General features: G+C 65.4%; 1 protein-coding gene. It reads right to left on the reverse strand.

What is annotated here, in order from left to right; genetic code table 11:
• Positions 1-1,025, reverse strand: a 1,025-nt coding sequence (locus PSEWESI4_RS00075; protein ID WP_235978850.1) for an NAD(P)/FAD-dependent oxidoreductase, incomplete at both ends; no start/stop codon positions are given.

Below are 1,025 nucleotides of genomic sequence, written 5' to 3' on the forward strand. Positions count from 1 at the left end.
TTCATGGCGGTGTGGCTGCCCTTGATCTTGGCGAAGTTCAGGGTGCCGAGGTCGCAGCCGATCAGCGCGCCGCCGGGGAAGACCATCTTCGGCAGCGAGTTCAGGCCGCCCTTGCAGATGGCGCGTGCGCCGTAGGCCACGCGCTTGCCGCCTTCCAGGTACTGGGCGATCACCGGGTGGTGCTTGTAGCGCTGGAACTCGTCGAACGGCGAGAGGAACGGGTTGGAGTAGGACAGGTCGATGATCAGGCCCACGACGACCTGGTTGTTCTCCAGGTGATAGAGGAAGGAGCCGCCCGGGTTCTCATCGTCCAGCGGCCAGCCGGCGGTGTGCACCACCAGGCCGGGCTGGTGCCTGGCCGGGTCGATGTCCCAGATTTCCTTGATGCCGATGCCGTAGTGCTGGGCGTCGGCGTCGCTGTCGAGGTTGTACTTCTTGATCAGTTGCTTGCCGATGTGGCCACGGCAGCCTTCGGCGAACAGCGTGTACTTGGCGCGCAGTTCCATGCCGGGGGTGTAGTAGCCTTCTTTCGGGTTGCCCTCGCGGTCGACACCGAGGTCGCCGGTGACGATGCCGCGCACCACGCCATTCTCGTCGATCAGCGCTTCCTGGGCGGCGAAGCCGGGATAGATCTCGACGCCCAGGCCTTCGGCCTGCTGGGCCAGCCAGCGGCACAGGTTGCCGAGGGAGATGATGTAGTTGCCCTCGTTGTGCATGGTCTTGGGCACGAAGAGGTTCGGCACCTTGGTGGCGGCCTCCGCGCTCTTGAGCAGGTAGATGTCGTCGCGGGCGACCGGGGTGTTGAGCGGGGCGCCGAGTTCCTTCCAGTCGGGGAACAGCTCATTGAGCGCGCGGGGCTCGAACACCGCGCCGGAGAGGATGTGGGCGCCGACTTCGGAACCTTTCTCGACCACGCAGACGCTGATCTCCTGGCCGGCTTCAGCGGCTTTCTGCTTCAGTCGGCAGGCGGCGGACAGGCCGGACGGGCCGGCGCCGACGATGACGACGTCGAATTCCATAAATTC

Source organism: Zestomonas carbonaria (assembly GCF_904061905.1).
In the GTDB taxonomy this organism is placed as follows: Bacteria; Pseudomonadota; Gammaproteobacteria; order Pseudomonadales; family Pseudomonadaceae; genus Aquipseudomonas; species Aquipseudomonas carbonaria.